Source organism: Pseudoalteromonas sp. SM9913 (assembly GCF_000184065.1).
In the GTDB taxonomy this organism is placed as follows: Bacteria; Pseudomonadota; Gammaproteobacteria; order Enterobacterales; family Alteromonadaceae; genus Pseudoalteromonas; species Pseudoalteromonas tetraodonis.
This window is the reverse complement of the sequence record NC_014803.1, coordinates 966,440-992,516: the sequence shown is the minus strand read 5'-3', so window position 1 is coordinate 992,516 and position 26,077 is coordinate 966,440. Positions and strand designations below refer to the sequence as shown.

Here is a 26,077-nt window from a genome sequence, read left to right as displayed (position 1 = left end):
AAATAAACAAAAACCTGATAATTACCTATTCGTTTTATATTCAAGCCACTTTGAAGCCAAAGGGTTAAAATAATGCGTATAACGGATCGCTACATAGCCAACCACAGCGCTTGCTACTAGCAGCTCAAATAGCGCTAAGTAATGTATTTGATTTATAAACTGCATATCCACGTTCATCGTTAGCATCCAATCCGCGAGTTTAAATAACGCTGTAGCACCAATGACCATGGGAAAGGTAAATGCAGCAAACCCTGGGCAAAACCTGCGGCGTAGTAATTTAAAAAATGCCGTATAAATAATGAGTGTCATTAGTATGGCAATACCAAATAACCCCCCAATAATCACTGGTGACGGTTGGGTCACCACAGTGAAATACCCCGCTAACGATAAACTTGCTGGCGCCGCTAAAATAGCTAGTGTAGGCTGTGCAGCATCAGGAATTTGCTCAGCAAATATTATCCGATAAATCATTATCGGCAGCATAACTGCGTACATTAACATGCCAAAATAAAGTGCCCCTTGCGCTAAAAATAGCAGTGCAGGATTACCCGAGAACGCGACATCGGCAACAATAATCCCCACCGGTGGTACAAACCAACTTGGCACCATGTGTTCAATTTTAAACTCACGAACACGATGAATAATAAAGCTCAGTAAAAATCCCAAATGCAATAAAAATGCGCCTACCCAAAGCACATCCCCTGCTAATGGATTAACGTGCCCTAACGAATTAGATACCACCAACGTTGCCATAGCAAAAGTAGGCACCACACTGCCTACAACAGGGTGCGCTAAGTCGGCTTTTAGTAATTGCGGGTGCAGTAAAAATTTTAAGCCAAGTATTAACAATAATACGCTTGCAATTGCCGCCCCAGTGTATTGCGCTGCGCCATTTACATTGAACATATTTTCCCAAGCCCAACCAAGGCTGGCTATGCCTAATGCTAATCCGCCCATTGGGGTGGGTGCGGTTATTACTTTGGCTTTTATATGATTAAACATGTTTATACTCCACACTCACTGTTTATCTTATAAAGAAGTTTAACCTTGCATTTTGTTTAGTTAAATCTAATTATATAGAACACACGTTCAGAAAAACTAAACACCAAGCTCATGAATATTTCTCTTAAACAACTTAAAGTGTTTGTAGGTATTACCCAGCATACAACGCTTAGCGCAGCCTCAGAGCGACTTTACTTGTCTAAAGCGGCACTCAGTATGGCGCTTAGCGAGCTTGAAAAGCAGTTAGGTCACCCATTGTTTGATCGGGTAAATCATCGCTTAATTTTAAATCAAGAAGGGCAAAAATTACTGCCCTTGGCAGATGAATTACTGCACAGAGCAAATGATATTAATACGCTTTTTTCGTCCCACGCAAAAGCCAGCGGCACGTTAAAAATAGGTGCCAGCGATACCATTGGTAATCATGTGTTGCCCTCTATACTCAGTGGATTTCGCCAACAACAGCAGCATTATTCACAGCAGGTTTTTATTTCAAATTCTGAGCTTATTTGTCAAAAACTGCGCGACTTTGAACTCGACATTGCATTAATAGAAGGCCATGCCCAGCAAAGCGACTTAGTCTCAACCGTGTTTAGTCAAGACACCATGTGCATTATTGCGCCGCCATCCCACCCTTTAGCTGCAAAACCACAGCTTAGTTTTAATAACTTAGCAAGCAGTCAATGGGTATTAAGAGAGGCTGGCTCTGGCTCACGCTCATTCTTTTTACAAAACCTTGCTACGCATATCGATAATTGGAGCCAAAGCTTTGAGCTCAATACCACAGAGGCATTGATCAACAGCATTGCAGAAGGATTAGGGCTGGGATGTTTATCGTCACTCGCGGCACAGTACGCTTTAAACGATGGCCGCGTTACGCAGCTTAACTTAAACCACCCCATGCAAAGACAGTTTTGGTTAGTGATGCATAAAGACAAATACAAAAATCCGCTGTTAACGCAGTTTATAGATTTTTGTCACAAGCAGAATTAAAAAATTAATAGTAATTAACTGTCAGATTCGATTAACCAAAAATCGAATCTGACAGCTCACACTAACTTACTCTCTCATCTTAAAACGCGTAACTCATAGCCAAATTAATAGAACGACCCTGCCCTGCTAATTGATTGAACCCCTGCGTTGAATCTTGTTTAAACTCAGCAATACTTACGCCGCCCAGTGGTAATTCATAATACTCATCAAGCAGATTGGTAATATCAACACTCACAGTCAATGCATCCCAACTGGCTTTTGAGCTTAAATTAAGTAAATGATACTGCTCGGTTTGGTTTTCTAGGCGGTTGCTATCTACGCGGGTTTTACTATCGACCCACTGCCACGTGAGTGCGTTTTCAAAGCGGCCTATTTGCTGGTTAATCGCAAAGTAGGTTTGCAGTGGCTTAATTTGATAAAGCGGCTGATTGGTATCGTCGCGCTTACCACGGGTATTGGTAATGTTAGCTTTTAACGACCAACTACCATACTGCTTAGACTCGTGCAGAGTAGCAACCGCATCTAGCTTTACTCCATAAAGCGTGGCATCTACGTTATTAAACATAAGTACATTACGAGTATTGGCAGCAAGCGCTGTGCGGTTAAAGCTTCTTACTCTGTTGACGTCAATATAATCATTTACATCGCTCACCCACGCATTAGCACTGATACGCCAGCTGTCGTCTTTAGCCATACGGGTATACGTAGTGCTAAGCGTATGTGCGGTTTCAGGTTTAAGGGCAATGTTACCAATATAGCCATTACCATCGCCGTACCAACCTATCATGGTGGTGGCCATATTTCCCACCCCCCAACTGTAACGTTCGTATAAATTAGGTGCGCGATTTTTACGAGCTAAACCAATTTGTAACTCGTCATTATTGCTTAGTTGATAGTTAATCAGCACGTTTGCATCGACTAGGTTGTCTGTTTGTTTTTTGTTCTGACCATTAAACTCTTTAGCGGCCATTGCATCGCTTGGCATCGCCATGGCCATCGCACTCATAGCGGCCATACCTGCGTTGTATGCTTGTACATCGTCGGTATTGGTTATTACATTTTCAAATCGAACGCCTGCATTTAACCACCAGCGAGTATTTAGTTGGCTTTCATATTCAGCAAGCAGGGCAATACGCTGACGCCGGCCGTTATTAATATTGTTGTAGTCATTTGGCCCCATCATCATTGAGCCTTCAACCGCAGGCCACCAATCATCAATATTCATATAATGGTACTCTTGGGCGAGTAATAACTGGCTGTTGTTTTCAAGCGCTAATCGCCATTTTAACTGAGTGCTTATATCTTCGGCGTCGGTTTTCATTGGCATTTTTCCGGTTTTTTCTGCGCTGAAAAAGCCCATTTCATGCTTTACGCTATGCCAATTTAACTGCGCTTCAAGCTCACTGTTTGTAAAAGCACGCTTATACTGGGCAACAGCGCCATAGCTGGTGTTATCTGTCATATCCATATATTGGTTAGCAAAGCCTTGATAGGGTATTTTTTGATGGCTTAGCTTAACAACTAATTGTTGCTTATCATCGCGCATGGCAGCACTTAAACTATGGTTTTGCGCGCGGTACAGGGTATCGAGCACTAAATCGCCATTACCATCTTCATAACTGTTAGCATCGCTAAACGCACCTTGATAATTAAAACTGAATACGTCGCTGGCAATGCGCATACCTGCGCCGACCTTTTTGGCGTTATCTAGCGTATTGTATTGGGCTGATACGTAGCCAGAGTGCCAGCCAAGTTGCTTGCTTTCACTGTACTGAGGTGAAATAGAATTAACCGCGATCACCCCTGCAATATTATCGCCTCCCGCGCTTACCGGAGAAATACCTGCAATTACTTTGTAGCTACTAATTTGATTGGCTGAAATATACGACAGTGGCGGGTTCATTTGATTGGCACAGGCGGCGGTGATTTGCGCTCCATCGACCAGTACCGCCACTCTATCGCCCATTAAACCATTTAAAACAGGTAAGTTAGCCATGCCACCGGCGGCTGAAAAGTCCACACCTAAATCAGTTAATAACGATTCAGATGAACCTAACGATAGGTGTTTGTTTTGTGCTTGACCGTGTACTTCAATCACTTCAATTGAGGCGTCATCTGCAAAGGCAACAGGCGATAGTACGCCACTTATAACAAGTGCCAAAGGCGATACTAAATAGGAGGTTAGGGGATTTTTTTTATCAGTCATTATTGATTTACCACAAAAATTTTGTAGGTAAATTATACGTACTGCGGCAAGTTAAAAAGCGCGACATATTGTCGCACTTTGTTAATTTTTAACCCTGTTCGTCATCAAAAATGTCTTCTATTTTAAGTTTAAACAACCTTGCGGCCTTAAAAGCCAGTGGCAAGCTGGGATCGAACTTGCCCTTTTCAATGGCATTAATCGTTTGGCGCGATACATCCAACAGCTCGGCCAACTTTGCTTGAGTGAAATTATGCTCGGCTCTTAACACTTTTAATCTATTTTTCATTCATCACCTGCGCAATAGTGTTTATTAAGCACATACACACTAATTAAATACACCGCCCCCATTAAAAACATTAAGTCGGGTATTTGCGCTTTAAAATCAATTAAACCACTCAATTGTAAATTGGTGTATGCCAGCCCGCCTACTAACACTGCACCTAAGGTAAACCCCATGGCACTGAGATGTATTTTTTGCATTAATTCATCCATGCCTTGCAAATAGCGCTTGTTGGCTAAAATCATCCCTACGCCAGCAGCCAAATTTATAATAATAAAAAAGCCACTAATTAGCGCTGAACGATCCCAGATTAAAGTGGGGCCAAAGCTGCAAATAGCTAAAGTAAAAAGCCATATTAAGGTCCATTTAGCTAGGTAACTGGTATTTTTAATTTGGCGTTGTTTTAAATTTAATTCTGCTTTCATTGCCTTTATCCTGTTTTTAAAAGTAATGTTTACTTTACAAATATCATTCATGCCTTACAAAAAGTCAAGTTAACATTACATTTTAAATTTAACACTGCTTATTTTTGATTGCGTTAATACTTTGCTGAACTTACTTAACCATCCTTTGGTTGGCTTAAGTTAAATTTTATTCATCTTAAATTATGGTTTAGTCCATGACGAAAGAGAGCTTTTAATTTAAAATGCACGCCTCTTTACTCCTCATTTCCACATTCAACTAAATAAGCGTGTGTGCTTTATTTTTAAACGCACTGGCGTTTAGTTTGTTATTAAATTTTATTTATTATCTTCAAGGATTTTATATGGCCGTTGATACTACATCGCCGTCGGGTCAGCCCAATAGAACCGCTATTTTAATTGTGCTGGCGTTGGGTACTTTTATTTTGGGGTTATCTGAATTTTCTATGATGCCTATGTTGCCATTAATTAGTGAGGCTTTTGGCAGTACCCCGTCACAAAGTGGTTATGCTATTAGTGCTTATGCTCTTGGGGTGGTGGTTGGCGCACCCATTTTAATGTTGGCAACGGCAAATATGCGAAAACGACGAGCGCTATTATTATTTTTAAGCTTAATGTGTATTTCAAACAGTTTAAGTGCATTAGCGACCTCGTTAGAACAACTGGTGCTGTTTAGGTTTTTAAGTGGCCTTCCCCATGGCGCTTATTTTGGTGCCGCGTTATTACTGGCCTCTGATATAGCACCGCAAGGAAAACGCGCTAGCTTTATGTCAAAAGTGTTTATGGGCTTAACCATAGCCACTATCGTTGGTGTGCCGGTGGTGACATTGGTTGGGCAAAATCTTAGTTGGCGTTATTGCCTCGCTGCGGCTGGGGTGTTGGCGTTTATTGCCTTTATTTTTGTGTATAACGTGGTGCCTAATGTTAAAAACACCCATACTTCGAACTTACTCAACGAATTAGGGGTGCTAAAAAACAAACTGGTTTGGTCAATATTAGGGATTGTTATTATTGGCTTTGGTGGCGTATTTTGTATTTATACCTATGTGGCCGATACGATCTTAGAGGTCACTCAGAGCGCGCCCTATACAATTTCAATTGCTATGGTGATGTTTGGTATTGGCTCTACGCTCGGTAATTACGTACTAGGTAAAGCTGCCGATAAATCAGCGATAAAAACCACCGGATTTACGCTTGCCTCTACCATTGTTTTTGCATTTGCATATGTCAGTGCCAGCTATAATATTTATCTGCTGTATGCGGTTATATTTTTTATTGGCTGCAGCTTAGGGCTATCAACCTTAGTGCAAACGCTATTAATGGATGTATCACCTGACGGCCACGCCATGATTGGGGCATTAGTGCAGTGTGCGTTTAATATTGCAAATGCTATTGGCCCTTGGGTTGGCGGCATTGCTATTGCAAAAGGGGCAGCGCCAAATCAAACAGGCTATGTTGCTGCGGCTTTATTTTTAGGTGGGCTGTTAATGTGGCTGCTTAGTTATATACAAATTAGCGGCAACAAAACTAAACAGGCACAGCCTTGTTAATAAAAACAAAAAGAGCCGCTAAGCGGCTCTTTTTTACATTTTACTCTTTAGCGTATTAAACGCTAATAGATGACATATCAATAACAAAACGGTATCTCACATCAGAGCGTTCCATACGCTCATAAGCGGTGTTAATTTCGTCTATGTTGATCATTTCGCACTCTGGCAGTACGTTGTGCTCACCACAAAAATCAAGCATTTGCTGTGTTTCTGCAATGCCGCCAATTAACGAACCAGCCACACGACGACGACCCATTAAAAGAGGAACTGTGTTTAGCTCATCTACTGGGCCTACTTGGCCAACAATAACCAAGGTACCATCGATATCAAGTAGTGGTGTGTAAATTGATAAGTCATGCTTTACAGGCACGGTATCAATAATGACATCAAACGCTGACTGCGCATTTTTCATTTCATCATCATTGTTTGATACTAAATAATGCTGTGCGCCGAGCTTAATTGCATCTTCTTTTTTAGACTCTGTACGACCAATAACAGTAACGGTTGCACCCATTGCTACTGCATTTTTAACCGCCATATGACCTAATCCACCAAGGCCTACCACAGCAACACGGCTACCTGTTTTTACACCCCATTTATGTAACGGTGAATAAGTAGTAATACCGGCGCAAAGTAACGGCGCCACGCGCGATAATTCTAAGTTTTCAGGCACTGATAATACAAACTCTTCGCGTACTACAACGTGTTTAGAGTAACCACCTTGAGTCATTTCGCCGTTAACTCTATCGGTTCCGCTGTAAGTACCGACCATGCCTTCACGACAAAATTGCTCTTCGTGATTATCACATTGGTCACAGCTTTGGCAGGAGTCAACCATACACCCTACGGCAACGGTATCGCCTTGTTTGTATTTTTTTACATCACTACCGACTGATATTACTTTACCTACAATTTCGTGCCCAGGAACTAATGGGTAATTACTACCCCCCCAGTCGTTACGCACTGCGTGTAAGTCTGAATGGCACACACCACAATATAAAATTTCTATTGCTACATCGTTATTTCGTAAATCGCGGCGCTCAAAAGAAAACTCTGTAAGCTCAGAACCTTGGCTTTTTGCTGCATATCCGACTGTTTTCATAATAACTCCATAGTTTATTAAAAATCATCCACAGTATGCATTGTCAGCTATGAACATAAGCTGATCATGTGCAACTGCAAATAGCCCCATAAAGTGCAGGGCTGTTTATTAGTATTCAATTATTCCACAACAACGGCATTTAACTCGTCAATCAGTGTTTTAATACGCTGTGCATTTTTACCTAAATCACTTTTACCAATGCGTGATTTACTACGTATGTCGACCACACGCTTACTGCCTTTATCGTTAATACGAACCACAACATCGTCTTTAAAGCCAAACCAGGTCGTGGTGTCTGTTGCTTCAACAATGCCATTATTAACATCACTATTAACCAGTTCCCAGCCTAAGTTTTCCATGGCTTTAGTAATTGCTGCCACCAGCTCTGTTTGGGTTTGGTTGTACTCGAGCGGTTTTAGTTCTGGGTACGCTTCACGTTGCTGCGCTGCCGTTTCTTCACCCGCGTAAGCAACAGGGTTAGGTGCATCAGCACGTAAAGGCACAACCGCAACAAACTTAGGTGGGTTAATTAAATCGGTAGAAATATCATGAATTGGCGGAACACTTTTTGCTGTATTCATCATGTTAATCGGCATTGCAATCGCAACAGCTGCAAAAATAACCGTGACCACTGCACTGGTTAGGCTCACTGTTTTACGCATGAATAGCACTTGAACTAATAATAAGGCTAATGCTGCCCCACCAACATAAACGCCTAATCTAAAACCAGCAAAGGCAGTACCTAGTTCAACAATATTAAATTTATAAAGAGGTCCCGGTAGTACCACCATTAAAAAAGCGATAAGCCCAACTAAGGTCACTAAATGTTTCATTGCCTACTCCGTTATTGTTATATGGTTATTGTTTTTTAAACAAGCTTTATACTGTTAACACTCCAATTTAGATTACTATGACCGATAAGTATCTATAAACTCATAATTTATTGCCCTTTTAAAGTAGATAACTTGACTCCTTGGTAAAAATCAACAAACTACGAGGGTAAAATTATCAGGGTATTATTATTTATGAAAACAGAGATTAGTTACCGGTTTGAGTCATCACAAGTAGCCAACCGCTTTTTACACGAATTAAAAGATTGGCCAGTCAATGACGTAAAAACACGTCTTTTTAATGGCGGCGACAGCGTTAAAGTAAGCTACGAATATGATGAAAGCGGATTTGATTATACCGTTGCCGAACTTGATGATTTAGCCGAGCAACACGGCGGACAAGAAGTATCGAGTTAAGATACTTATACCTACGCTCAATAACCACAACACACTTTGTAGCCATGCCTGCATTGTAAACTTTAAGCTTACAATGTTATGTAGTAATAGGTATTACACAACGTATTAAAGACCCCATACCCACTTCACTTTCAACCTCTATAGTGCCATTGTGCTCTTTAAGTACATTGTAAACTATAGCCATTCCCATACCAGTGCCTTGGCCTACGGGTTTAGTGGTAAAGAAGGGATCGAACATTTGTTTAAGTGTATCAGCGTCCATTCCACAGCCGTTATCTGCTACCTCTATGTAAATATTGTTTTCATTGGCAAACAGCTTAACTCTTATTTTTCCTTGCTGATCGCGCAAATCGTCGCAGGCGTGTTTGGCATTAATTAATAAGTTTACAAACACTTGTTTCATCGATGATATATTACACCGTGTTAGAGGTAACTTTTCAATGTGTAACTCTATAGCACATGTCCCTAGCTGGTTGTCGAGTAGTTTTAGTGTGCTATTGAGTGATTCTGTAATATCTGCCATTGCAGTTACGTTGTCTTTTAGGCTTGCAAAGTCAACAAGGTTATTAACAATATGAGCGATACGTTCTAATCCCTCTTGGGTATCATCAACTAAGTCATCAATATCGTCCACAATAAAGCTTAAATCGTTCTCTTGATTGAGCTGAACTAAAATAGACTCTAACTGCGATACTGAAATCGATTTATCTACAAATTGTTGAGCCGCCGTCATTAACGAAACCAACACGGGCTTTATAAATTTTATACTTTCTACATTGCTGGTTATGTAAGCAAGCGGGTTATTTATTTCGTGGGCCATCCCAGCAGAGAGTGTCCCTAGCGTGGCCATTTTTTCACTTTGCATTAAGGTTATTTGTTGGTTTTTAACCGTTTCGAGCTTTTCTTCCAGCTCTTGATTAACAATAAACAATGCCCGTGTTTTGTCTTCTAGTAGGGTTTCTAATTGATCTCTGGCTGATTTTTCGCGCAAATACGCTTTTTTATAATTGTAGTCGTCTTCAGCCATGGGGAGTCTCATATTTTATTTCAATTAAACACGAATCAAACCCATCATGCATACACTGGGCATGATTAAGTTTAGCATCAACCCCATAATGAGCCGCAGCACCAAAAATAAGCCCTTCGGCGCACATACAAAGCTGTCGCTTAGAGTTGTAACGCATTAAAATAAACCCGTCTTCAATAATTTGGGCGTCAATTTCAGGTAAATTAGGCTCATGATAAAGCTTAGCTACTTCAACATGAATTACTTTATCAATACCAATAATGAGATCAGCAAAACAATTAAAGTTAGCAACAATGCTTGGATGACGTGCCTTTAAGTGAGAAAATAAATACTCTCCAAAGGCTTTTAATACCTCTGGCATAGACATAGAAAGTGCAGTGGCTACATCTTGGGCTAAACCAACTATTTCTTCATCTGGATAACTTTCTGCAGAAATATAAACACGACCCTCCGGTGCATTTTTTTCAAGTAAGTCGTCCCATGCAGCCATGCCACATTTTTCAATAACCAGTGCTTCAAGTCCTCTAAAGATAACGCCTTTCATGCATGTTCCCTCTATTATCACTTTTAGATTGTTAGCTGCATCTTCAATTAGTTACAAACGCTTGCTACCTTACTGCTCATATGTACACTAGGGTAATAAGTCTTACCCAGTAAAATATCAGCATTTAAGTAATAATAGTTTAGTCGCTTTTAAAACGCCCAAAAATGTTCGTTATTTGTATGGTCAACGTTTAACATTAAGTGACATTAAGGAAGCGTGATCACATTCTGCTTTTTACTCTATTGGTGGCAATGCTATTGGCAGGATCGTCTGGCCAAAAATGTTTGGGGTAGCGCCCTTTCATCTCTTTTTGTACCTCGCGGTAACTACTATTCCAAAAATGCGCTAAGTCTTGAGTTAACTGTAGTGAACGCTTGCCTGGCGATAACAACTCCATTAGCAGTGTTAATTTACCGTTAGCTAACATAGGCGTGCTGGTTAAACCATATACTTCTTGCATGCGCACACTAAGCTTGGCAGGTCCATCAAGTTGGTATTCAATTTTTATGTTAGAGCCACTTGGTACTGTTAGTCGCAGTGGGAGTAAAGATTTTAGCTCGCTTTGCTGTTGCCAATTAAAACAGTTTTGTAGTGCCTCAAAATAATTAAACTTTTTAAGTTGCTCAAGGGTTTTAATATCTTCAAGGTATACCCCTAACCAATCACCTGCTGTTTCAATGAGCTGCTGCTGATTAATAACAGGAAACTGTTCTGGCATCAATTTGCTGGCTAGGCACATTCTAATAAGTAACTGCTCACTTTCTTTTTGCTCGTTAAACAGTGAAAAGCCCTGCTTGGCAAACACACTAAGCCATGCCTTGGCACGCTCTGTTTTATCAAGCTTATGTTTACTTGGTTGGCTGCTAAGGGTAATTTCTCCAAGTTTTACTTCATCTTGATGAATAAACCTAGCAGCTTTTTCATCAAACTCGCAGCGGGTCAACTCAGTGAATAAATGCGGTAAATACTCTTTAAGCGCTAATGGATTTAGCGCCGTGGCCGCAAAAACTCGCCCGCCTTTGTGTCCGCCCATACTGGCAATAGCTATATATTCGTCATTATGCCAGTAGTCAGGGTTTAGCTCGGCCCCTGCGCCATTAGCAAGTAAGTAGCCATTACCGCGTTTTTTAGCGATGCGATCTGGATAGCCAAGCGACACTAATAAGCTTAAATGATCGGTGTTTAAGTCTGTTTTGCTGTCGGTAAATTTTAAGCGTTTTAACCAATAATTTAATTGTTGCTTATACACAGGATGCGGACGCTGCTGTTGACTATGCAGTGCTAGATTAAGCTCATTGGCAGTGTTAACTCGGCTTTCTAGTAAGGCGACTAAATAAATAGCTAAGCGATAAATCCCGCTTAACTGTGGTTCTAGCATTTGCGCTTTTAGTAACATGTGCGCTAGGCGAATATCAGCACCAAAGCCCAACATTTTACTCCCCAGTGCGGTGAGCTTACCGTGGCTATCTATCGCTTCAAGCATAGATAATAAATTGGTAGCTTGGTTGCATTGTTGCTCACTCGGCGGGTCAAGTAAGGTGAGTTCACTAATGCTTGCGCCCCACTGCTTCGCCTCAAGCATCAGTTGGCTAATATCTGAGGTAAGAATATCAGGGTTATCGTGGCTGTTTCGTCGCTCAAAAGTTTGTTTTGAACCTAACCGATACACAACCCCTGGTTCTATTCGTCCTGCACGCCCTGCGCGTTGTACTGCCGATGAACGCGATATACTTTGAGTCGTCAGCTCAGTTACACCGGTTTTTAAATTAAAGCTGGCTGCACGGCGCTTGCCGCTATCAATCACAATTCGAATGCCTTCAATGGTTAAGCTGGTTTCGGCAACATTGGTGGTCAGTACTACTTTTCGCATCCCTTGAGGCGCAGGTGCTATTGCAGCTTGTTGATTGGCTTTATCTTGCTCACCAAATAAAGTGGCGACTAGGCAGTTACTAGGTAAGTCGCTCAATGCTTGTTGCACGCGCAGTATTTCTCGTTGGCCGGGTAAAAATACCAGCGCACTGCCGGTTTGCTCATTGAGTGCTTGTTTTATAATAGCGGGGATGGCATCAAGCCAGCGGCTTTCATCTTTTATTGGGCAATATATTTCGTCAATCGGGTAACTTCGCCCGCTTGACTGAATAACTGGGCAATTAAAAAATGCGGTATAACGATCGCTATCGAGGGTGGCCGACATCAGCATAATGGTTAAATCTTCACGTAGCGCCGCTTGCGATTCTAAAGCAAAAGCCAGCGCGGTATCTGCTGCGATGGAACGCTCATGAAACTCATCAAAAATCAGTAAATCAACATCACTGAGCTCAGGGTCATTTTGTAACATGCGTGTCAGCATGCCTTCGGTGACTATTTCAAGGCGCGTGTTCGCACTTACTTTACTCTCACCTCGCACCCGTAAACCAACACTTTGTCCAAGGGATTCGTTTTGGCAATGCGCTAAATAATTGGCAATATTACGTGCAGCTAAGCGCCGAGGCTCCAACATCACTATGTGTTTATAATGCCCATCGCGCATAAGCTGTAATGGCAACCACGTTGATTTACCTGCACCAGGCGGCGCTTGCAGTAAGGTGATTGGGTTGGCTTTTAATGCATCAATGAGTGAGTTATATATTTCTTGAACCGGCAGCACGCTATTTACCCTAAATTACTTTGCCGCCATTGTAGCAAAAATTAGCAGTTATTTATGTAGGGTACGACTATGTGCTTGGCTGATCATTTCATCTAAAACTTTAGCTTCTTGTTGCTGCGCTTTATTTTGATCAGCACGATGCCTATTACTCACTATTCCTTCTATGCCTTTGGTGAAGCTCATTTGCTTAAAACAAGCTTGCTGTTGACGTAATTCATCTTGCTGTGAATCATTAATCCGCGCTTGTTGCTGCGCTGACAAACCAGACAAAATGCGTTTCATCCCTGATAAATTTTGTAAGCTTATCGCTGAGCTCATTTGCTGGTTTTTATCCATACTGTTTATGTGCTGCTGTAGCTGCAATAGTCGCTGCTGCTCTAAGTTACTTCTTTGTTGTAATTGAGTTTGCTCGGCCAGCATTTTATCTAATTTTTGTTGTTGTAATCCTAAAAATTTATTAAGCATTCAGTTCACCCATCACTGCATTTAACTGATTCACTGACTGTGAGAAATCCACTTGTTCGTTCAATCCTTGGCATAAAAATGATTCGATTTTTGGATACAAATTTACCGCACTGTCGAGTTCCGGATCTTTACCTGCCTGATACGCCCCTAAAGGTATAAGCTCATGTACTTGCATATAGCGGCTATAAAGTTTTTTCAATTTATAACAAAAGCTCAATTGCTCATCGCTCACTATATTTGGCATCACTCGACTAATCGATGAACTAATATTAATGGCCGGATAGTGGCCCTTTTCTGCTAAGGTGCGATCCAATACTATATGGCCATCAAGAATTGCTCGGGCGTTATCGGCTATTGGGTCTTGTTGATCGTCGCCTTCAGCCAATACCGTATAAATGGCGGTCATGCTGCCTTTACTTTTTTCACTATTACCGGAGCTTTCAACCAACTGGGTTAATTTACTAAATACCGATGGCGGGTACCCTTTAGATGCGGGCAGCTCGCCTACCGATAGGCCAATTTCACGCTGTGCTTGCGCATAGCGGGTTAATGAGTCCATTAATAGCAATACATTTGAGTTTTTATCTCTAAAATAGGCCGCCAGTTTATGACTAAGCTCGGCGGCTTTAATACGCAATAAGGGAGAATCGTCCGCCGGTGATGCTATTACAATGGCCTTTTTTAGCCCTTCTTTACCTAGGCTTTGCTCAATAAAATCTTTTACTTCCCAACCACGCTCACCGACTAGGCTTACAATAACTACATCGGCCGAGGTAAAACGGGTCATCATGCCAAGTAATTTACTTTTACCCACACCCGAACCTGCAAATAACCCTAACCGCTGGCCTTTACCCACACTAAATAGGCTATTAATAGCGCGAATACCCACATCTAACGGCTCGGTAACGCCTTTGCGCTCCAGTGGCGTTAAAGAATAATCGTTACCCAATTTACAAGCACTCATTGTGCTGTCTTGTTCAAGTGGGCCTAAGTTATCAATGGGTTGCATTTGCGCATCAATTACTCGCCCTAATAGCTTTTCTGAAATAGCCACATGGCTGTTTTTTATAACTGGTCTGACTCGCCCACCAGAATATAAATTTTGTATTTTTTTCAAGGGCATTAAATAGGCTTCATCTTGATTAAAACCCACAACTTCAGCGTCATACCAGTGACCGTCAACACTCTCAACTTGGTACTTTTCGCCCATAGCGAATTGCCCACCCGTCGCGGTAAGTGTTAAACCATTGACTCGTGTTAAACGACCATAGCTTTTAACTAATTCAGGCGGGGTTAGCGCTGTCAGCGCAGATTTTAAACTAGTGTGTAGGGGGTTAGTCATGTGGCTGCGCTTTGAGTATTTCAGGTATCACTTCACCCAGTAAGCTTTGTAGGCGCTCTGAAAAAGAAAACCGATGTGTTTGTTGCTCTGCCACCAATTCAACGTCTCCACTGATCAGAGCCTCATCAAAGTAAATCGGCACCGAAAATTCAGCTAAACGCGCATCATTAAAGCAGTGGCGATCAGCCCCTGAGATCATAACTTTTGTTACTACATCGCGATTGCTAAGCAAGGTAATGGCTTTTTCAATAAGCTGCGCGCGTATTTCGGGGCGTACTTTTAGCTCGCAGTCAATAACGTGCTCTGCTAACTTGTTTATCATCAAGGCAATGTCTTGTTTAAACTCATCATTAAAGTTAAGTAGTTCGTTATTCGCTTTGTCGAATAAAGTGTTAAAACGTTCAATAAGCTGTGTTTTTTGCGCTTCAAGACGCTCAGCAACACGCAACTCTATTTGTTGCTCCATTTGTTGCTCTAATTCGCTTTGCTTATTGGCAGCCCCTTGCGCGAGCCCTTCTTCATAGCCCTGCTGTAAACCAACACGCTGAGCAGCATCTAAACGCTCTTGCAGCGTTTGATGTTGCTCATTTTTATTTAAAGTGGGAAACCTAAATGCTTGACTCATAGCTAGCCTGCAGTCTCTTCTTCAAATAAGCGATATTCAATATCACCTTGTTTGCTCATGTCTCTAACTATCGACATAATTTCTTTTCTGGCGGCAATCACTTTGCTCAGTGGTTGTGCACTTAAGCCGTCTATTTGCTGTTGGTACACTTGCGCTAAACGTTTAGGTAGTGCACCTAAAACACGCGCTAAAAAATCACTGTTCACACCCTTTAATGACATCGTCCATAACTCATCAGGAATGTCATTAAGCAACAAGGTTAATGTCTCGTCTGTTTGCTTAATTAAGCTGTCAAAATCGTACATTTTTTCTTGTATTTCATCAGCCACGTTAGTGTTATGTTTTTTCATTAGTTCGATAATTTGGCTCTTATTACCGTTATAACGATTCATAATTTCAACTGCTTTATCGACGCCATTGACCTGCGCGCCAACTTGGCGGCCAACAAATTCAATACACGATTCAAGCGTTAAGCGCACATCATCAATAACGTGTTCACTCACTTCACGAAGACTCGCAATACGATAAAGTAAGTCATCGTGTTTAGATTCTGGAAACAGCACAATAATGGCAGAGGCTTGCTCTGGCGGTAAAAAAGCCAAAAACAGCGCCTGCATTTGCACGTGTTCTTGCTCTAAAAAGCGCACGATAAGTTCAGGCGGGATCCACTCTAAACGACGTAAATCGTCATTCATGGCACCACCATAAATATCATCAAGCATAGTTTTGGCAAGCTTTCTACCGACGGCTTTATCGAGTGCTCGCTCTAAATACACACGCGATGCACCATTGACGCCACTTTCATTGCGGTAGCAATCAAAAAATTCACTCAAGGTGCCTGCAACATCATGTTGAGTAACGTTTGAAATTTTAGCCATACGCTCAGAAATAGCCTGCACTTCACGGCGGCCTAATTTACGAATAACACTGGCGGCGTTTTCCTCGCCCATACTTAGCAATAAAATAGCGGCGCGATCTAACGCCGGTAATTGTGAGCCTTTATCAAGCTTTTCTTGATTCAATTTCAACTCCTTGTTCTACCCAATATTTTATTACCGATGTGACACGCTCGGTTTCTTTATTAGCAAGTAACTGCATGTGCGCTATCTGTTCTTCAAAGTCATTGCCTATTTGCGGTAACGACATATTTTGATGTTCGCTTGCGCCCTCTTTGGCAGTTAAGTTTTCTATTTGCGATTTCGCATTAATGGCTTCATCAAGCGGACTACTTTGTCTTTCTGTTGCAGAGACTGACTTAACCTCATTATCTGTGGTTGCCATGGCGTTGTTTGCGTCGTTACTTTTGCCTTTAATTAAGTGATTAACTAATGGACGCACGCCAAATAAAATCAGCAATAAACTAATTAAAGTGCCAACAATATAACGGGCATACTCTTTAAGCTCTGGCATTTGCCACCACTCAAGGCCTTCACCTGGGGCAAGTATTTTTTGTTCTACAAAGGCAAAGCTAGTTATGTTGAATTGATCGCCGCGTGCGTCGTTAAACCCCGTGGCTTTTTTTACCATTTCACCTAATGAAGCGAGCTTTTCTTCGCTCCAGCCATCAGCAGTACCTGCTACTTGCTCATTAATAAGTACCGATAAGCTCATGTTTTTAATTCGGCCTACTTCAAATTGGGTGTGAGTGACTGAGCGGCCATTTTCAAACTGTCGCTTGCTCTCACTTCGTTGTGAAGTACGCTCGTTGTTTTCATCTTCAGCTTGTTCATTAGGCACTGGTGGCTCATTAGCTAAAGAACCCGGAATGCCCGCCGCCAGCTGATCTAGGGTGCTATCAGATTTAATAAACTCTTGTGTTAATACATTTTGTGGGTCAACCATTTCACGGGTTTCTTCTACCACGCTAAAGTCAACATCACTTGAAACCTGAATTCTAAAATTGCCTTCGCCTAAAATTGGCAACAACATAATAGAGGCACGTTGCTCTATGTTGCGCTCAACTTTTTCGATAAAGGCGAGTTTTTTATCGGTTTCTTTGCCTACTGGGGTGGTATCAAATAAGTCGCCGCTGAGTAGTTTACCGCGCTGATCCACCACCGACACAGAACGAGAATCAAGCCCTGGCACACTGCCAATAATCAGTGCAATAATGGCTTCCACTTGCTCTGGTTTAAGCTCATGGCCTGGCGCTAAATCAACCATCACAGACGCTGCGGTTTTTTGCTCAGTACGACCAACAAACAAGCTGCGTTTAGGTACCGCTAAATGTACGCGCGCGTTACGAATACCTTGCATGTTAATAATGGTGCGCGCCAGCTCACCTTCTAAGGCATGTTGGTATTGCATAGATTCGATAAATTGACTGGTGCCCATAGACACTTTATCGCTAATATTTTCAATTCCCTCAGGCATAGAGGCTTTTATTCCTCTGGCTGCAAGCGTAATACGTGCATCCGCCAGCTTTTCTTGAGGAACCAAAATATTACCGCTATCGGTATCAATGCGAAACGTGATTTGCTCTTTATCTAAAATCTCTAAAATATTGGCTTTATCGTAGCTTTCTTGGTTACCGTAGAGCGGCACGTAGTTTTTAGCCGATGTCCATAAAATAAGGACTATGGTTGCCGCTACTAATGTCGCTAGTAGAGCAATGGTCGCGACACTTCTGTCACCTGAGCTACCAAAATTTAATTTATTTGAGAGATTAACCACTCTTTCTTTTAGGTTATTCTCATTTTGCTCAGGTACTTTTGCTAATTCTCCTTTCATATCAGCCTCTACAGTGACATGCGCATGACATCATCAATGCCATTGAGCACTTTATTGCGCATTTCCATTAGCATAGAAAAACTAAGCCCTGCTTTTTGACTGGCAATCATCGCCCCTACTACGTCTTCACTTTCACCGGTATCAACGGCTTTTACCATCTCACCAGCTATATTTTGTTGGGCGTTGATAGAGCGAATAACATGCTTAAAATCTTCGCTAATATTTACATTTTGATTACTGATAGCAGCCGGCTCTATACTTTCTGGACCTGCAATTTTTTGCATGTCCATCATTTTGCCCAGCATCATTTGTTGACTTTCAATTGGCGACATTTTATTTTTCCTTCAAATTATGCAATTGCATCAATATCAATACCGCATTCACGCATTGCGGCAATTTTGTATCTTAATGCTCGGGTAGTTACCCCAAGCGCCTGTGCTGTTTGGGTGCGATGCCCTTTAAATCGACTCAACAAACTGTATATGTAATCAAATTCTGCCTGCTTTTTATTTTCTTTTAACTGGGTGGCACAATAAGCTGCCGCCGCCGGTGAGCATTGCGGTAAATTTAAGTCTTCAACCTGAATCTCTGCCCCTCTTGCCATCACTAAGGCGCGTTGGATTACGTTTTCAATTTCACGCACATTCCCTGGCCAGTTGTAACAAAGCATCACATCTTCTGCTTGTTTACTAATGTGAAATTCAGAGCTGCCGTATTTTTTTATAAAGTGACGTGCCAATGGGATGATGTCATCAACACGATCCCGAAGTGCAGGCCAACTAAGTGGTAATACATCTAAACGATAAAATAAGTCTTCACGAAAAGCGCCTTGCTCAACCTGTTCACGCAGTACGCGGTTGGAGGCGGCAATAATGCGTATATCTAAATTGATTTTTTGATGACTACCCAGTCTTTCAACTTCGCGCTCTTGCAATACGCGCAGTAACTTAGCTTGTAAATCGAGCGGTAGTTCAGTAATTTCATCGAGTAAAATAGTACCGCCATTGGCTAATTCAAATTTGCCTGGCTGGGTATTTACAGCGCCGGTAAACGCACCTTTATTAAATCCAAATAACATAGCTTCGAGCATATTTTCTGGGATAGCAGCACAGTTAACTGCAATAAATGGCTTATCTTTGCGATCTGAAGCTTTATGAATAAAGTGCGCGAGCTTCTCTTTACCTGTTCCAGACTCGCCGGTGATTAACACGCCTGCTGAGGTATGTGCAGCGCGGTTGGCTAAACGTAATACTTGCTGTGATTTAGTAGAAACAGCGATTAAATCTTCAAACCCATGCTTCATTGAATCAGTGTTTCTGATTGTTTTTTTAAGCTGTTCAGCAAAGAAAGGTTTTAAGAGATAATCAACAGCGCCACCGGTATTAATTGTTTTTGAAGCAATTTCACTTTGCGATGAATCCACTAAAGTAACAATTTGTGAGGTTGGGCATGTTTTGCGCAGTAATTTTACTAATTCAACCAGCTCGAGTTGTTGAGTATCAGCATCAACAAACACGAGTTCCGGTTTACTAATAAGACAGTGACTAACCGCATCGCTGATGGAGTTTGTATGCAAAAACTTAAAATTTTCGGCAAATACAACTTGCTGAATTTCAGGCGTTGGCTGTTGTTCACTGATCCATAAGAGGTATCTTTGACTCATATAATTCCCTTACGATGCAATTAACTTGAGTGTCTGAAAAGACGAACTAAAACACGGCGATTAGACGATGCGCCCTGCTTTGAATTTTTAATAATGGGGTAGCGTTGACCATGCGCTCTCACTTCTAACATGTCTTTGGGTAAACCAAATTCAATGAGTCTGGCAGCAACGTCATCTGCTCTTTCTTTTGAAAGCAGCCGATTAGATAGCGGCGAGCCTGTATTATCGGTGTGGCCATCCACAAGTACTTTACTAACGCGATTGTCTAAAGAAATATAATGCACTAAATCCTTTAGAAATTTTAAGTCTTTTTCAGCTGTTACCGTGCGCTGCCCGCTGGCAAACTGTAACTGATGATCACGTGCTTGCTCCCAAGAAAGCGGAGAAAGGTTATTTAAACACTGTTGATAATCTGCAACTATTTCATCGCTATGGGTATTGGTAAACGTTAGGCGCAACTGCTCATCTTTAAAGCTGACTAGAGTGTCTAACCAACCACCTTGCTTAATTAAACGAAGTAAAGCACTTACATCCGCTGAAAATTGCACTTTATTGTCTTCGATATCTGTTGATGTGAAGTTAAGTGGGGTGAGTACTGTATTTGCTGATTGCCAATCGGCTTTGCGTGATGAAACGTGCAAGCGGGTTATTGGCTTATCTTTTAAAAGCCAAGTAAACACAAGTTGTTGCTGCTGTGCTGGCACGGTTTTAACTTCAAGCAACGCATAATTTTCAAAGCGCTGTTGTAGCGAACAAGCGAAAGAATCGCCCTTAACAGTCCAAGTCGAGTTTTCATAACTTTGGACCAGATTTTGTTCTGCAGCCTGCCCTGATTGCGTCAAAAATAATGCACAAGGAAGTGCAAATTTAATAATGTTAGGAAATCCGTTCATGAGTATTCCGTATAAGTTTAGAGAACAATTAAGTTTTTTAAATGAATAGCGAAATACAACAAATACAAACAAGGTATTAATTAATATCACTAAGTTAATGTAACCCCACGATCGTAGCGATTGCCTTAGACTGGAAGCTTTGCGTCCTATGCTTTCGCATAGTTTGCCATTTAATTTACTTATGCATTGTTTTTTACCAACATAAAAACTAGTAACTATGTATAATAAAAACAATAGACTATAGTTAAATAGAATTAATTGCAAATATTACTTACAAAATTCATGCTAAGTTCATTTTATAGATGAAATCTAACTAATTACCCCAACGATCCGAGTATATCAACACGAATGGTATCTGGAATTTCATTATAAGAAAGAACTACTAAGCTGCCTTTAGTAAAGGTTTTAGCGTAACGTGCCAGCAAGGGTCGTAACTGTGGCACCACAATTAATGTAGGTGTTACCCCTCTTGATTTCATATCTTCTACAATCAGTGGCATAGTGCGTTGAAATTGGCCTAGTAAATTAGGGTCAACCGCAAAACTATCCAGTACAACTTTGCCTGCTTGCATCGCTTGGTCGAGTGAGCTTTGTAAGGTACTTTCTAGTTTTTCATCTAAGCTATAAGCACTGAGTTCATCACGATTACCCATTACCTGTTTTACTAATACTTTTTGCAAAGCACAGCGCACATCTGAAACCAGTAGAATAGGATCTTTAGTTACCTCAACACTGTCTATTAAAGTGCCTGCAATGGTGACAATATCTTTAATGCTAATGTGCTCTTTAAGCAATAAACGAATGACTTTAAGCTGCAAGTTAGTGGGTAAGGCTTTTTCGAAGGTTTCCGCTAAGCTAGGTGAAATCTCTTTTAAACGCTCATTGAGTTTTTGTACATCCTCATAACTGAATAGCTCATCTAAATGCTCTTTGATCACTTTACCAGTGTGTGTGGCAATAATGGTGCCTAAATCTACCACCGAGTAGCCCATATTCAACGCTTGGGTTTTGCTATCATCTTTTATCCATACAGCTTCAAGCCCATAAGCAGGGTCGGTGGTTATTTCACCATCTAAGCTGCCATATACATCCCCGGTATTTAACGCCAGTAACTCTTTGGCATTCACATTGGCACTGGCAACGGGGACACCGGCTAAGTTTACTTTGTACTCTTGTGGATTTAATTTTAGGTTATCTTTTATTCTGATCTCCGGTAATAAAAACCCAAGTTGTTCAGAGAGATTTTTACGCACACCTCGCAAGGTTTTTACCAGCTCTTCCCCTTTGTCTTTATCGGCCAAGTAAACCAAACGAAAGCCAAGCTCAACCGACAACTTATCAACATGAGAAATATCTCCCCACTCTAAGTGAGCTTGTTGCTCACTTAAAATGGTGTCGGTCATCTGCTCTGCTTCAATTAAAGAGTTATCGGGGAGAGAGCGCTGCAATCGCCAAGCAACATAAAACAATGGCGCAGCAAATGCTAAAAAGGCGACAGTTGGCATCCCAGGCACAATACCAAGCGTGACCATGATTAAAGCGGCGGTAAAAATAACACGCGGAGAGGCAAGTAACTGCTTACCGACCGCTTCACTCACATCACCTTCATCGTTCATTCGCGTAACAATAATTGCAGCAGCAACGGCTAACAGCAACGAGGGGATTTGTGCAACTAAGCCATCACCTATAGTTAATAGGGCAAAACGTTGAAACGCTTCGGCTAAACTTAAACCATGTTGAAAAGCACCTATTGATACACCACCGAGTAGGTTAATCACTAAAATAATTAAACCGGCAATGGCATCACCGCGCACAAACTTTGAGGCACCATCCATAGAGCCATAAAAATCGGCCTCTTGGGCTATGGTGCTACGTCGCTCTTTTGCTTGCTCAGGTCCAATTAATCCGGCATTTAAATCCGCATCAATTGCCATTTGCTTACCAGGCAGAGCATCTAAGGTAAAGCGAGCTGCCACCTCAGAAATACGCTCGCCACCTTTGGTAATAACCACAAAGTTAATCACCATTAAAATGACAAACACCACAATACCAACGACGTAGTTACCACCTATAACCACTTCACCAAACGCTTGAATAACGCGACCTGCCACATCGGAGCCTTCATGGCCATGCAGTAATACTACCCGTGTTGAGGCAATGTTTAGTGTTAAACGCATCAAGGTGGCGACTAACAAAATAGTCGGAAATACAGAAAAATCGAGCGGCTTTTTAGTAGATACCGCCACTAACAATACAATCACCGACAATACAATGTTAAAAGTGAATAATGCATCTAATAGCCATCCTGGTAATGGCAAAATAACCATCGACAAAACAGCTAACAGCAAAATAGGAATAGCGGTGTAAGGTTGAGTAAAACTGCGCCAGTTCAAATTATAACTCCAACATCTAAGGTTTCTGTAAGTTTTTAGGGATTGTTAATTCAGGTAAGGCTGCGGGTGCTTGCCCACGCCCTTGCTTGTATGCTTTTAGTTGCAATACGTAGGTCAGTACATAGGCAACCGCACTGTATAAGCCGTTAGGCACTTCTTGGTCGACCCGGGTCGAAAAATAAATAGCCCGTGCTAATGCAGGGATTTCTATAATTTCTTTGTTATTCATACGGGCCACTTCGCGTATTCTCAGCGCCATTTCATCCACGCCTTTGGCGACAACATAAGGGGCTTTAGCTGCCTCTTCACTGTACTTTATTGCCACAGCATAATGAGTTGGATTGGTGACAATGACATCGGCAGTGGGAACACGCTCTTCAATTTTTCGGTTTGATTGCTGATATTGTATTTGCCGAATTTTATTTTTTATCTCAGGGCTACCGTCTGAAGATTTACGCTCTTCTTTTACTTCTTGGTGGGTCATTTTTATTTTATCAGCAATCTGTTTTTGCTGAAAAGGCACATCAATAACCGCAATAAAAAGCAGCAAAGTTACCGTGATCATTAATGATAAAAATAACAGCTCAATACCTTGGCCTATCGCCACTTTGATATCTAAGTTTTGTAACATCATCAGCTGCATCCACAGCTTGGTTAAAAAGGTATATAAGCAAATCGCCAGTAAGGTTATTTTTAATATCGATTTAAGCAGCTCAACTAACGACTGTTTACCAAACATTTTGCCTAACCCGGTTAATGGGTTGAGCTTGCTCATTTTTAGTGCGACCAGTTTTTTTGAAAACACAAACCCACCCGGTAAACACCCAGTGATCCACATTGCGCAAAAGCTTAATAATAAAAACGGCGTAAGGGTCGACAGCATATTCATAATGGCGTCACTCAATGCGATGGGCATCATTTTTTTGTTATTTATAATTGTGTGATCCAGCACCATGGTACTGTTCATTAAGTTAACAAATAAGCTGTAAAATAAATTGGCAAACCACAATAGCCCAGCAATACTAACCATTAATAAAATAGCGGTGTTAAGCTCTTTTGAGCGCGCAACTTGGCCGTCTTCTTTGGCTTTTTTTAGCCGTTTTTCTGTGGGTTGTTCTGTTTTTTCTTGCGAGCTATTTTCAGACATATCGCTACCTCATCGCCTGTGCAAAGGTTGTTAGCACATAATACGTTAGCCTTGAAAACGCACTTCCAGTGTACTCTAAGGTCATAAATACACAGAAAAAGCCCATCAACAGCGACATAGGAAAACCCAATACAAAAATATTCAATGACGGCGCTGCTCTACTTGCCACACCAAAGGTTAAGTTAACCAATAACATGGCGACTATTCCTGGTAGCGAAAGCAGTAAAGCAGAGGAGAACATCCACGCAAATAGCATAATGATCGATTGAATATCAAACTCATAAATACTGCGCCCAATCGGAAAACTATGAAAACTCTCCACCATAACTTGTAGAGTTATCAGGTGGCCATCAACAGCAAAAAATAATAAGGCACACATAATCCAAAATAATTGCCCTAACAAGGCAACTTGATTACCACTGCCTGGGTCCATAACAAGCGCCATCGACAAACCCATTTGCATGGATAAAATCAGCCCTATCATCGCCATCACTTCAAACAAGATGCGCAGTGATAGCCCCATCATCACCCCAAAAATGATTTGTTCGAAGGTTAAAATGGCGGCATCTAAAGAAAACAAGTCGATAGCAGGGGCTAGCGGTAACTGCGGGGCGACTAAAAAAGCCAACATCATAGACACTAAAATACGAGAGCGCGGCGTTACCGCCGGATTATCAAATACCGGCATAGACCATAAAAGTGCAGAAAAACGCACAAATGGCCACCAAAGCGTGCCCATCCAGCTGACTAAATCAGTAGACGTTAAAGAGAGTAATGAGCTCAACCAAATACCCCAGGTAACATAAATTTGAGCTTATCAAACCAATCAATCAAAATTTGTAGCATCCAATGGCCTGCAAATACCACCATTAACAAGGTTAATAACATACGGGGTAAAAACGTCAGAGTTTGCTCTTGGATAGAAGTAGCACCTTGAATAATGGCGACCACAATACCCAACAATAATCCGGGTACAATAAGCACTAAAATGAGCTTGATGATGGTGTAAACTGCGCTTGAAATAAGCTCTACCGACATTTCTGGGGTCATGGTGACATTCCAAATGTAGCCGCCAGTGTACCCGCTATCATTGACCAGCCATCGGCAAGTACAAACACCATGAGCTTAAACGGTAAACTAATGATCAGCGGCGATAGCATCATCATACCCATAGACATCAATACACTACTGACCACTAAGTCAATAATTAAAAAAGGAATAAACAACATAAAGCCAATTTGAAAAGCGGTAGTAAGCTCACTTAATACAAACGCAGGCATTAACACTTCAAACGGAATTTCTTCGGCGGTGAGTGTCGTTGGCTCATTGGCAATTAGTAGCACTTGGCGCAACTCACTTTCACGGGTTTGTCTGAGCATAAAAGCACGTAAAGGCTTTTCAGCGGTGAGTAAAGCGTCTTCTAATCCTATGGTTTGCTGCTGAAAAGGCGTATACGCGTTTTGATAAATATCTTGCCAAACCGGTCGCATAATCAACATGGTGAGCATCAGTGAGATGCCAATTAAAATTTTATTCGGCGGGCTTTGTTGTAACCCCATTGCTTGGCGTAAAATCGCCAATACAATGATAATCCTCGTAAAAGACGTTAAAACCATTAATAGCGCAGGTAATAAGCTCAATACCGTCATTAACAAAAGTATTTGCAGTTTAACGCTATAGTCTTGTCCGTCGGCCGTATCTTTTAGCGAAAATAGCGTAAGTTCTTCTGCATTTAGCCAGCTTGGTATAAACAACATGATCAACAGTAGGCTAACTTTAAAAATTACGCGTTTATTCAT

General features: G+C 41.4%; 25 protein-coding genes and 1 riboswitch. Of the genes, 3 read left to right on the top strand and 22 right to left on the bottom strand.

The features are described 5' to 3' along the window. Nucleotides 1-21: 21 nt before the first annotated feature. On the bottom strand, nt 22-1,002 hold the full coding sequence (locus tag PSM_RS04610; protein WP_013464418.1) for a TDT family transporter: 981 nt from the start codon (nt 1,000-1,002) through the stop codon (nt 22-24). Between the two features lie 111 nt (nt 1,003-1,113). Between PSM_RS04610 and PSM_RS04605 the strand changes: the two genes are divergently transcribed. Further along, nucleotides 1,114-1,995, top strand: a complete 882-nt coding sequence (locus tag PSM_RS04605) for a LysR family transcriptional regulator (RefSeq protein ID WP_013464417.1) — start codon at nt 1,114-1,116, stop codon at nt 1,993-1,995. Nucleotides 1,996-2,074: 79 nt separating this feature from the next. Here the strand turns inward: PSM_RS04605 and PSM_RS04600 are convergent, their stop codons facing one another. From PSM_RS04600 to PSM_RS04590, 3 genes are all read right to left on the bottom strand, one after another. Continuing rightward, the gene (locus tag PSM_RS04600) at nt 2,075-4,201 is read right to left on the bottom strand and encodes a TonB-dependent receptor (protein ID WP_013464416.1); all 2,127 of its coding nucleotides are present in this window, start codon (nt 4,199-4,201) and stop codon (nt 2,075-2,077) included. A gap of 88 nt (nt 4,202-4,289) precedes the next feature. Then, the gene (locus PSM_RS04595; RefSeq protein WP_013464415.1) at nt 4,290-4,487 is read right to left on the bottom strand and encodes a helix-turn-helix transcriptional regulator; all 198 of its coding nucleotides are present in this window, start codon (nt 4,485-4,487) and stop codon (nt 4,290-4,292) included. Beyond that, nucleotides 4,484-4,906 (bottom strand): hypothetical protein, encoded by a 423-nt coding sequence (locus PSM_RS04590; protein ID WP_028835426.1) that lies wholly within the window; start codon nt 4,904-4,906, stop codon nt 4,484-4,486. The genes PSM_RS04595 and PSM_RS04590 overlap by 4 nt, the downstream gene beginning before the upstream one ends. 341 nt (nt 4,907-5,247) lie before the next feature. Here PSM_RS04590 and PSM_RS04585 point away from each other — a divergent pair, with 341 nt between their 5' ends. Further along, on the top strand, nt 5,248-6,453 hold the full coding sequence (locus tag PSM_RS04585) for an MFS transporter (RefSeq protein WP_013464413.1): 1,206 nt from the start codon (nt 5,248-5,250) through the stop codon (nt 6,451-6,453). 55 nt (nt 6,454-6,508) lie between these two features. Here PSM_RS04585 and PSM_RS04580 read toward each other — a convergent pair whose 3' ends face one another. Next, entirely contained in the window at nt 6,509-7,555 is a 1,047-nt protein-coding gene (locus PSM_RS04580; protein ID WP_013464412.1) for an NAD(P)-dependent alcohol dehydrogenase, read from the bottom strand. Nucleotides 7,556-7,674: 119 nt separating this feature from the next. Then, nucleotides 7,675-8,388 (bottom strand): DUF1499 domain-containing protein, encoded by a 714-nt coding sequence (locus PSM_RS04575; protein ID WP_013464411.1) that lies wholly within the window; start codon nt 8,386-8,388, stop codon nt 7,675-7,677. 192 nt (nt 8,389-8,580) lie between these two features. On the opposite strand from PSM_RS04575, the gene PSM_RS04570 reads away from it, so the two are divergent. Next, entirely contained in the window at nt 8,581-8,802 is a 222-nt protein-coding gene (locus tag PSM_RS04570) for a hypothetical protein (RefSeq protein ID WP_008108632.1), read from the top strand. A 76-nt stretch (nt 8,803-8,878) separates the two neighbouring features. Here the strand turns inward: PSM_RS04570 and PSM_RS04565 are convergent, their stop codons facing one another. The 16 genes from PSM_RS04565 to fliP all read right to left on the bottom strand — a co-directional run bounded on the left by PSM_RS04565 (nt 8,879) and on the right by fliP (nt 26,077). Then, nucleotides 8,879-9,829 carry a sensor histidine kinase gene (locus tag PSM_RS04565; protein ID WP_013464410.1) on the bottom strand — a complete coding sequence of 317 codons (951 nt, stop codon included), beginning with the start codon at nt 9,827-9,829 and terminating at the stop codon, nt 8,879-8,881. Next, nucleotides 9,822-10,373, bottom strand: a complete 552-nt coding sequence (locus PSM_RS04560) for a heme NO-binding domain-containing protein (protein WP_013464409.1) — start codon at nt 10,371-10,373, stop codon at nt 9,822-9,824. Before PSM_RS04560 ends, PSM_RS04565 begins: the two co-directional genes overlap by 8 nt. Nucleotides 10,374-10,593: 220 nt before the next feature. Then, nucleotides 10,594-13,020, bottom strand: coding sequence for an ATP-dependent helicase HrpB (hrpB, locus tag PSM_RS04555; protein ID WP_013464408.1), 2,427 nt, complete (start codon nt 13,018-13,020; stop codon nt 10,594-10,596). A gap of 48 nt (nt 13,021-13,068) precedes the next feature. Then, the gene (locus PSM_RS04550; protein WP_013464407.1) at nt 13,069-13,485 is read right to left on the bottom strand and encodes a hypothetical protein; all 417 of its coding nucleotides are present in this window, start codon (nt 13,483-13,485) and stop codon (nt 13,069-13,071) included. After that, a complete protein-coding gene (locus PSM_RS04545) occupies nt 13,478-14,827 on the bottom strand; it encodes a FliI/YscN family ATPase (RefSeq protein ID WP_013464406.1) in 1,350 nt (449 codons plus the stop codon). The genes PSM_RS04550 and PSM_RS04545 overlap by 8 nt, the downstream gene beginning before the upstream one ends. Next, nucleotides 14,820-15,452, bottom strand: coding sequence for a FliH/SctL family protein (locus PSM_RS04540; RefSeq protein WP_013464405.1), 633 nt, complete (start codon nt 15,450-15,452; stop codon nt 14,820-14,822). Before PSM_RS04540 ends, PSM_RS04545 begins: the two co-directional genes overlap by 8 nt. A gap of 2 nt (nt 15,453-15,454) precedes the next feature. Then, the gene (locus PSM_RS04535) at nt 15,455-16,474 is read right to left on the bottom strand and encodes a FliG C-terminal domain-containing protein (RefSeq protein ID WP_013464404.1); all 1,020 of its coding nucleotides are present in this window, start codon (nt 16,472-16,474) and stop codon (nt 15,455-15,457) included. Then, nucleotides 16,455-18,182: a flagellar basal-body MS-ring/collar protein FliF gene (gene fliF / locus PSM_RS04530; protein ID WP_013464403.1), complete on the bottom strand. Its 1,728-nt coding sequence runs from the start codon at nt 18,180-18,182 to the stop codon at nt 16,455-16,457. The genes PSM_RS04535 and fliF overlap by 20 nt, the downstream gene beginning before the upstream one ends. 8 nt (nt 18,183-18,190) lie before the next feature. Next, nucleotides 18,191-18,514 (bottom strand): flagellar hook-basal body complex protein FliE, encoded by a 324-nt coding sequence (locus PSM_RS04525; protein ID WP_010391195.1) that lies wholly within the window; start codon nt 18,512-18,514, stop codon nt 18,191-18,193. A gap of 17 nt (nt 18,515-18,531) precedes the next feature. Continuing rightward, the gene (locus PSM_RS04520; RefSeq protein ID WP_016899412.1) at nt 18,532-19,845 is read right to left on the bottom strand and encodes a sigma-54-dependent transcriptional regulator; all 1,314 of its coding nucleotides are present in this window, start codon (nt 19,843-19,845) and stop codon (nt 18,532-18,534) included. A 20-nt stretch (nt 19,846-19,865) separates the two neighbouring features. Beyond that, nucleotides 19,866-20,738: an OmpA family protein gene (locus PSM_RS04515; protein ID WP_013464401.1), complete on the bottom strand. Its 873-nt coding sequence runs from the start codon at nt 20,736-20,738 to the stop codon at nt 19,866-19,868. A gap of 95 nt (nt 20,739-20,833) precedes the next feature. After that, nucleotides 20,834-20,916: riboswitch (cyclic di-GMP riboswitch) on the bottom strand. 139 nt (nt 20,917-21,055) lie between these two features. Next, nucleotides 21,056-23,131: a flagellar biosynthesis protein FlhA gene (gene flhA / locus PSM_RS04510; RefSeq protein WP_013464400.1), complete on the bottom strand. Its 2,076-nt coding sequence runs from the start codon at nt 23,129-23,131 to the stop codon at nt 21,056-21,058. Between the two features lie 16 nt (nt 23,132-23,147). Continuing rightward, nucleotides 23,148-24,278 (bottom strand): flagellar biosynthesis protein FlhB, encoded by a 1,131-nt coding sequence (flhB, locus tag PSM_RS04505; RefSeq protein ID WP_013464399.1) that lies wholly within the window; start codon nt 24,276-24,278, stop codon nt 23,148-23,150. A 4-nt stretch (nt 24,279-24,282) separates the two neighbouring features. Beyond that, complete coding sequence (gene fliR / locus PSM_RS04500) at nt 24,283-25,062, bottom strand: flagellar biosynthetic protein FliR (protein ID WP_013464398.1); 780 nt, start codon at nt 25,060-25,062, stop codon at nt 24,283-24,285. Beyond that, nucleotides 25,059-25,328: a flagellar biosynthetic protein FliQ gene (locus PSM_RS04495; RefSeq protein ID WP_013464397.1), complete on the bottom strand. Its 270-nt coding sequence runs from the start codon at nt 25,326-25,328 to the stop codon at nt 25,059-25,061. The genes fliR and PSM_RS04495 overlap by 4 nt, the downstream gene beginning before the upstream one ends. Further along, nucleotides 25,325-26,077, bottom strand: coding sequence for a flagellar type III secretion system pore protein FliP (gene fliP, locus PSM_RS04490; protein ID WP_013464396.1), 753 nt, complete (start codon nt 26,075-26,077; stop codon nt 25,325-25,327). Before fliP ends, PSM_RS04495 begins: the two co-directional genes overlap by 4 nt.